Source organism: Mycobacterium sp. 852002-10029_SCH5224772, from assembly GCF_001667315.1.
GTDB lineage: Bacteria > Actinomycetota > Actinomycetes > Mycobacteriales > Mycobacteriaceae > Mycobacterium.
This window is the reverse complement of record NZ_LZHT01000042.1, coordinates 1-7149: the sequence shown is the minus strand read 5'-3', so window position 1 is coordinate 7149 and position 7149 is coordinate 1. Positions and strand designations below refer to the sequence as shown.

General features: G+C 68.1%; 8 protein-coding genes. 2 read left to right on the top strand and 6 right to left on the bottom strand.

The features are described from left to right. Positions 1 to 129: 129 nt before the first annotated feature. Together A5775_RS10125 and A5775_RS10120 are read right to left on the bottom strand one after the other, a co-directional pair. A complete protein-coding gene (locus A5775_RS10125) occupies positions 130 to 666 on the bottom strand; it encodes a DUF1360 domain-containing protein (protein WP_067251445.1) in 537 nt (178 codons plus the stop codon). A 65-nt stretch (positions 667 to 731) separates the two neighbouring features. After that, a complete protein-coding gene (locus tag A5775_RS10120) occupies positions 732 to 1112 on the bottom strand; it encodes a helix-turn-helix transcriptional regulator (RefSeq protein WP_067251442.1) in 381 nt (126 codons plus the stop codon). 141 nt (positions 1113 to 1253) lie between these two features. Between A5775_RS10120 and A5775_RS10115 the strand changes: the two genes are divergently transcribed. Further along, a complete protein-coding gene (locus tag A5775_RS10115) occupies positions 1254 to 1706 on the top strand; it encodes an Hsp20/alpha crystallin family protein (RefSeq protein ID WP_067251441.1) in 453 nt (150 codons plus the stop codon). A gap of 101 nt (positions 1707 to 1807) precedes the next feature. Continuing rightward, the gene (locus tag A5775_RS10110; RefSeq protein ID WP_067251451.1) at positions 1808 to 2497 is read left to right on the top strand and encodes a PAS and ANTAR domain-containing protein; all 690 of its coding nucleotides are present in this window, start codon (positions 1808 to 1810) and stop codon (positions 2495 to 2497) included. Between the two features lie 27 nt (positions 2498 to 2524). On the opposite strand, the gene A5775_RS10105 is transcribed toward A5775_RS10110, so the two are convergent. The 4 genes from A5775_RS10105 to A5775_RS10090 form a co-directional block, all read right to left on the bottom strand. After that, entirely contained in the window at positions 2525 to 4174 is a 1650-nt protein-coding gene (locus A5775_RS10105; RefSeq protein ID WP_067251448.1) for a GAF domain-containing sensor histidine kinase, read from the bottom strand. Between the two features lie 59 nt (positions 4175 to 4233). Next, on the bottom strand, positions 4234 to 4902 hold the full coding sequence (locus A5775_RS10100) for a response regulator transcription factor (protein ID WP_067251438.1): 669 nt from the start codon (positions 4900 to 4902) through the stop codon (positions 4234 to 4236). Positions 4903 to 5091: 189 nt separating this feature from the next. After that, positions 5092 to 6066 (bottom strand): nitroreductase family protein, encoded by a 975-nt coding sequence (locus tag A5775_RS10095; RefSeq protein ID WP_067251436.1) that lies wholly within the window; start codon positions 6064 to 6066, stop codon positions 5092 to 5094. A gap of 219 nt (positions 6067 to 6285) precedes the next feature. Next, a partial coding sequence (locus A5775_RS10090; RefSeq protein ID WP_067251433.1) for a PDR/VanB family oxidoreductase occupies positions 6286 to 7149 on the bottom strand: 864 nt, incomplete at its 5' end.

Genomic DNA, 7149 nt, shown 5'->3' with positions numbered 1-7149 from the left:
GGCCTACCTGACCGACGTGCTGTTCAACCGCTCCGTCGTCTCCATCGGGCTGTCCTCCGAGGACGACGCGCAATTCACCGCCAGCGAGGGCATTCCGATGCCCAAGACGAGCTGAGCGCGCCGGCCCGCTCACCCTTCGGCGGACTGCTGGGCCATCGCGTAGGCGAGCTGAAGGAAATCCGCCCCGGCCAAGGCGCTGAACACGCCCGCGATGAGCCGGGTGAACCGGGGCACGAACACCAGGCCGATCGCAAAGCCGGTGGCGACCCACATGTCCAGGCAGAATGGGCAGGTCAACAGCTCACCCAGGCTGTGCCGGAGCTGGCTGTGCTCGCGGACCTCCTCCTGGACTTCGGCCGGCCCGCCGGTGCCCGCGTAATGCGTGAACGGGGCGCGCAAGGGGCTGGTCACCGCGTCCTTGGTCAAGGTTCGCGAGAGCTTGTGGGTGCCCAGGGTGAGGATGATCAGATCCTGGATCCGCCAGCGCGTCGGCAAGGTTCGCCCGCTCGCCACCGCGGCCACCGTCGCGACGGTCACCACGACGGCATAGACGGCCAAAACCACGAGGTAGCCCCCCAGCGGCCGGGGAGTGTCGCCGCGGTAGGCGTCGGCTTCGCGGCGTGCGCCGTCCGCGACCTGGGCGCCGGCATCCCTCAACTCACCCATCGTTTCTCCTTCGAAAGCATGACGGGTCGAGTACCCGACGCCGCTCGGCGCAATCGGCGATCGGCTCAGGGCGCGGGCTTTCGCCGGTCCCCGGGATCGGTTTGCCTGGGCGTTCTCACGGCCTCTCGCAACGTGCGGTTGGTGGACCGCAGGTCGGTATTGGCGGCCGACAGCGTCTCGTTGTCGTCTTCGAGAGCGAGGATGCGCGCGATGCCGGCCAGGTTGACCCCTGCCTCGACCAGTTCGCTGATGCGCTTGAGCCGGATCAGGTCGTCGGCGCTGTAACGGCGGGTTCCCCCTTGGCTTCTCGCCGGTGTGATCAAGCCATAGCGTTCGTAGAGCCGCAACGACTGCACCGGAATCCCGGACAGTTCGGCGGCCACCGAGATGCCGTACACGCCGTGGTCGGACGCCGGAGCCCCGGCATCGCCGCGGTGCTCGACCATGCACATCCTCTCAGCTGATCTGCTTGAAAAATCTGTTTAGCACACTTGCATCAATATGTCGACGATGCTATACCGAATCTATGTCATTAGACATAGGAAATTACCGGACCAACGCGTAGATCGGAGTGAGAGGTGACAACCATGCTGATGCGTTCGGATCCCTTCCGTGAGCTCGACCGCTTCGCCCACCAAGTTCTCGGCACGGCCGCCCGGCCGGCGGTGATGCCGATGGACGCCTGGCGCGAAGGCGAGAATTTCGTCGTCGAGTTCGACCTGCCCGGCATCGATGCCGACACACTGGACATCGACATCGAGCGCAATGTGGTGACCGTGCGCGCCGAACGACCGGCCGTCGACCCCAACCGCGAGATGTTGGCCACCGAGCGGCCGCGCGGCGTGTTCAGCCGCCAACTGGTGCTCGGCGAAAATCTCGACACCGACAAGATCGAGGCCTCGTATTCCGAAGGCGTCCTGAGTCTGCACATCCCGGTGGCCGAGAGGGCCAAGCCGCGCAAGATCGCCGTCGGCCGCGGCGGCGGCGCCCCCCGGGCGGTCGGGGACAGCGCCGCCCAACGCGAGGTCATCAACGCCTGACCCAACGGCGGCGGGGGGGCGGCCGCAGGCGCACGCACTGCGTGTCGGCCTCGCGGCCGCCGCCCGCCCTCGGCTGCAGGGCAGTGAGCGAGGAGGCCACGATGGAAGCGACCTGGGAACTCAACGGCGAAACGGCCGGCGTCGAGCAGGCGTTGTCCGGCGGCGACGCGCAACCCGCGGGCTGGTTTCGGTTCTACTTCACCGATCAGCGGTGGGAATGGTCGGAACAAGTACAGCGGATGCACGGGTACGAGCCGGGCGGCGTCGTTCCCACCACCGACCTGGTGCTCTCGCACAAGCACCCCGATGACCTGAGACAGGTCGCGGCCACCATCGATCAGATCGTGAACACCCGCCGGCCGTTCAGCACCCGCCACCGGATCATCGACACCGGCGGAAACGTACACCACGTCGTCGTGGTCGGCGACCGGCTCTACGACGACGCGGGCGACGTGATCGGAACGCACGGGTTCTACATCGACGTCTCCGCACCGGACGGGCAGGAGCACGAGGACGCCGTCAGCGCGAAACTCGCTGCGATCAGCGAGAATCGGGCCGGCATCGAACAAGCCAAGGGCATGCTGATGCTGGTTTACGGTCTCAGCGACAGCGCGGCCTTCGAGTTGCTCAGATGGCTTTCGCAGGAGGCGAACATCAAGTTACGTCCGCTCGCCGAACAGATCGCCCAGGACTTCCGCGGCGCCGGTCTGCCGCTCGACACCCAGACGGAATTCGACCACCTGCTGCTGTCCGCGCACCGGCGTGTCCGCCCCGCCGACGACCGCCGGTAACTGCGCGCAGGACAAGGCATTTCGCCGTCAGGGGTCCAACAGCGGAGCGACCCAGTGCACCCTGGTGCCGCCCTCCGGGGGGCTGGTGATCTCACAGGTGCCGCCGAGTTGCTCGGCGCGCCGCTTCATGTTGGCCAGACCGCTGCGACGCGCATTGTCGGCCGGTATGCCACACCCGTTGTCGACGACATCGAGGACGAACATGTCGGCGACACTGAGCACCACCGTCAGCCGCGACGCACCCGAGTGGCGAAGGGCGTTGCTGATGGCTTCGGTGGTGACCGCCTCGGCGTGGTCGGCGAGTTCGGCGCCGACGGCGGTCATCGGCCCGTCCAGGCGCACCGTCGTGACCAGATCCCGGTTCCCGGTCAGGTCGGCGACCACCCGCTGAATCCGGCGCCGGAAGTCGCCGCTCGCGGCCGCCGGCGATTTGAGCTCGAAGATCGTCGTGCGGATTTCCTCGATGATGGTCTGCAGATCATCGAGTGTGCGGTTGAGCCGGTCGGCCACCTCCGGTGAGCGCGCCCTGGATAGCGTGCCCTGCAGATCCATGCCGGCCGCGAAAAGCCGTTGGATGACGTGGTCGTGCAGGTCATGAGCGATGCGCTCGCGCTCGGCCAGGATGGTCAGCTGCCGCGCATCCTCGCGGGCCGACGCCAGCACCAGCGCTATGGCGGCGTGGGTGGCGAAATCGCTCACCAGATCGAGATAGCCCTCGTTGAAGGGCGGTTGGTCGACGCCACGGGCGACGGCGATCACTCCGACGACTTCGTCGCGGGCGCGCAGCGGCATCAGGATCGCCGGGCGCTGCGCGGCGTCGGAGAAGGCCTGGATCGGGTAGCGCAGCTTCTCGGTGATCAACGGTTCGCCGGACCGGAACACCGCGCCACTCGTCGACCCCTGCACCGGGACCCGCTGTCCAAGAACGTCGGAGGCAAGCACACCCACCGCGGCGGAGACCACCAGGGTTTCCACTTCCTCGAGCGGTGCGTCGGCATCGTCCGGGATCAGCACGATGGCCTGTTCGGCATCGGTCAACACGCGTGCACGTTCGGCGATCAGCTGCAGGGGGCGACGGTGCGGCTCGGCGCGCGACAACAGCGCAGTGGTGATCTCGCGGCTGGCTTCCATCCACTTCACCGATGTCCGCTCGCGTTCGAAGACCCGCGCGTTGTCGATCGCGACTGCGGCCGCGAATGCCAATGCGCGAGCGGCGACTTCGTCGGACTCGGAGAACACCCGCGCCGGATCGACGTGGGTGAGATACAGATTGCCGAACACGGTGTCGCGGATGGTGATCGGGACCGCGAGAAACGCCCGCATCGGTGGATGGTGTTCGGGGAAGCCGGCGGCGGCGGGGTGCGTGGTCAGATCGTCCATTCGCAGCGCCGGAGTATCCAGGAGCGACAAGCTCAACAGGCCCTTGCCGACCGGCAGGTGCCCGATGCGCCGAACCGTCTCGGTGTCCATGCCCCCGTGGGTAAACGACATCAGGTTGCCGTCACGATCGCGGATGGCCAGGGCGCCGTAGGGGGCGGAGGTCAATTGTCGGGCGGCGCCGATGACCCGGTGCAGCGTCGCATCGAGATCCAGGTCGGCGCCGACCTCGACGATCACCCGCAGCAACTGCTCCATTTGATCGCGCGCGGCCAGCAGCTCGTCGAGCTGCTGATGCATTTTGTCGACCAGCCCGCGCTGGCCGAGGCCGGCGAACGCGGAACCCTTCGGGTCGCCGCTCACCCCGGCCAGTCCGGCGGAGTCGACGGTTGGCCGGGCCGCTGAGTCAGTTTCGACGCGAACACCGCAGCCTGGGTGCGGCGCTCCATGCCGAGTTTGGCCAGCAACCGAGACACGTAGTTCTTCACCGTTTTCTCCGCGAGGAACATTCGCGCGGCGATCTGGCGGTTGGTCAGCCCTTCGCCGAGCAGCCCGAGCAGCGTGCGTTCCTGCTCGGTCAGGCCGGACAGCGGGTCTTCGCGCGTTGCGGCGCCGCGCAGCTTGGCCATCAACGCGGCGGCCGCCCGGTTGTCCAGCAGGGATTTGCCGGCGCCCACCTCCTTGATCGCGTGGGCCAGCTCCATGCCTTTGATGTCTTTGACGACGAATCCGCTGGCGCCGGCCAGGATCGCCTCGAGCATCGCCTCGTCGGAGGTGAACGACGTCAACATCAGGCAGCGCAGGTCGGGATGGTCGGAGACCAGATCGCGGCACAGTTCGATGCCGTTGCCGTCGGGCAGGCGCACGTCGAGCACGGCGACGTCGGGCTGCAAGGCCGGTATCCGTGCCTTGGCTTCGGCCACCGTGCCGGCCTCGCCGACGATTGTCAGCTCGGGATCGGAGGACAGCAGATCGGAAAGGCCGCGGCGGACGACTTCATGGTCGTCGACCAGGAACACCTTGACCATGGCGCGCCTTCCTGCCGGTCTCGCAACTGGTTTGCGACAGACATGTCCAATATCCCACATTTTTCGCGGCGTACGTCGAGGTGCAACGGGTTCAACGACTTTGGTCCCCGCGAGAGGCGGCCTTCGGCCGAGGTTGCCCGGCGGCGCGCCAATAGCGTTGCGGGAGCAGCGTATTGCGGGCGCCGGTGATCAGCTCACCCACTCCACGACGTCGTCGAGGTCGCGTCGCGGCGTGGCCGACAACGGGTCCGCATTGATCGGTGCCCAGCCCACCCGAAGCAGCATCTGCGGATAGTCACTGTCGCCGAAGATGTCGCAGCGGACCGCTTCGCGCGTGTGAGCGGTCTCCAGCGGTTCGGTGACCGGGCAACTCGCCAACCCCGTCGACGTCGCGGTGAGCAGCACCGCGCTGGTGGCTTCGCCGGCGCGCAGCTGCGCCAACCGGTCGTCGCGGCGGGTGCCCAGCGCGAGCACCACGGCGTTGTCGTCGGCCGGGGAGGAGTCCGGCGCCATCGGCAGCGCCGCCCCGGCGAACACCCGACCCGGGATCTTGGCTTCCGGGTCCGGTAGGGGTGCGTTGCGGGCGGGGACACCCGCGACCGAGAAGTAGCGCCCGCTCCATTCCGTGAGCTCGGCGAGGTAGTCCTGGGTCACATGATCGCGAACCGACTGCAAGACGATGTCGTGCAGTCTGTCGATGTCCTCCACCTGGCACAGCGTGACGCCGGTGCGCGCGGCCCGCGCCGCCATCAGCGCGATGTCACCCATGGGCACCGGCCAGGAGCTGTAGTGGCGCCGGTCCGTTCGCCGCCGCGGGATGGCCGCGGCGAGCGTGATGTCGACGAAATCGGCCGGGTGGGCGGAAAGTTCGATGGTGGCGAGGTGCCCCGGATCGGCGGCGTCCGGCAGGCGGGTGACCTTGGATCGCCATCCCACCGCCGCGAACGCGGTGACGCAATGATGCAGCGCCGTGCCGCAGCTCAGGATCAAGTCGCGGCCGTCGGGGTCGGTGTTGGGCAGTTGCCGGTCGGCATCGGCGTACAGATGCAGGCCGGCCGGGTCGACTCGCCACCGCCACGGTTGGGTGTTGTGCACCGAAGGGGCTCGCGATGCGAGCATCAGGGCCGTCCGGACCGTCGCTGCGTCCGGAAAGCGGTCGTTCATGCCATGGTCCCCCTCTCGCGGCGCAGTGCTGCCTCCACGATCGCGCCCTGGGTTCGGCGGCGCGAGGGCACGATGGCACTCGGTGAAGGGACTTTTGGCACAGTTCGCTCACGTCCCGGACGCCGAGTGTGGGCCGTAGGTACGCAAACCGCACCGGATTCGTCCATCGGCCCCACGCTCGACGGCAGCCGCGGAGAGCCGAAGGGACCAGCATGCGCCTCAGGCGTCGATGACCACGCGGCCGCTTTTCGCCCGGGACACGCAGACCAGCATCTCGTCGTCGCCCTCGGCGGCGCTGGCGCGCCGATCGACCTGTCCGGCAAGCACTTTCACCTTGCAGGTGCCGCAGAAGCCTTGTTGGCAGGAATACGCCGTCGTCGAGTCGCGGTCGAGCATGACGTCCAGCGCCGACCGGTTCGCCGGCACGGTGAGCACTCGCTGCGAACGGGCCAGCTCCAGCTCGAACGGGTTGCCGTCGATCACCGGCGGCGGACCGAAACGTTCGTAGTGCAGGGGCGCGTCGGCGTGTTCGTCCCGCGCGGTGCGCACCGATTCCAGCAGCGCGGTCGGGCCGCACACGTAGACGGCCGTCGTCGGTCCGGCGGCGGCGAGCAGGTCGGCCGCGGTGGGGATCCGGCCGCGCTCGTCGTCGGCCCACACGGTGACCCGGTCCGGGGCGATCGCGACCACTTCGTCGAGCAGCGGCATGTAATCCCGGCTGCGCCCGGCGTAGACGGCGCGCCAATTGATGCCGCGCTGCTGTGCCGTCTGCATCATGGGCAGGATCGGCGTCACCCCGATGCCGCCGATCACGAACAGAACTTCCTGCTCGTCGGTGACGAGATAGAACGCGTTGCGGGGCCCCTCGAACTCGAGCGCGTCTCCCACGGCGTAGGTGTCGTGCATTTCGTTCGAGCCCCCGCCGCCGTCGGGAATGCGGCGCACGGCGATGCGGTAGTCGGTGCGACGCCCGGGCGGACCGCATAGCGAATACTGCCGGCGGCGCCCCGACGGGAGCCGAACGTCGATGTGTGCGCCGGGAGTCCAGGACGGCAGCAGTCCACCGTCCGGGTCGGCCAGCGT

Excerpts from the sequence above, each read along its gene's own strand:
- A5775_RS10125 (WP_067251445.1), bottom strand. The coding sequence starts at position 666 with ATGGGTGAGTTGAGGGATGCCGGCGCCCAGGTCGCGGACGGCGCACGC.
- A5775_RS10120 (WP_067251442.1), bottom strand. The coding sequence starts at position 1,112 with ATGGTCGAGCACCGCGGCGATGCCGGGGCTCCGGCGTCCGACCACGGC.
- A5775_RS10115 (WP_067251441.1), top strand. The coding sequence starts at position 1,254 with ATGCTGATGCGTTCGGATCCCTTCCGTGAGCTCGACCGCTTCGCCCAC.
- A5775_RS10110 (WP_067251451.1), top strand. The coding sequence starts at position 1,808 with ATGGAAGCGACCTGGGAACTCAACGGCGAAACGGCCGGCGTCGAGCAG.
- A5775_RS10105 (WP_067251448.1), bottom strand. The coding sequence starts at position 4,174 with ATGCATCAGCAGCTCGACGAGCTGCTGGCCGCGCGCGATCAAATGGAG.
- A5775_RS10100 (WP_067251438.1), bottom strand. The coding sequence starts at position 4,902 with ATGGTCAAGGTGTTCCTGGTCGACGACCATGAAGTCGTCCGCCGCGGC.
- A5775_RS10095 (WP_067251436.1), bottom strand. The coding sequence starts at position 6,066 with ATGAACGACCGCTTTCCGGACGCAGCGACGGTCCGGACGGCCCTGATG.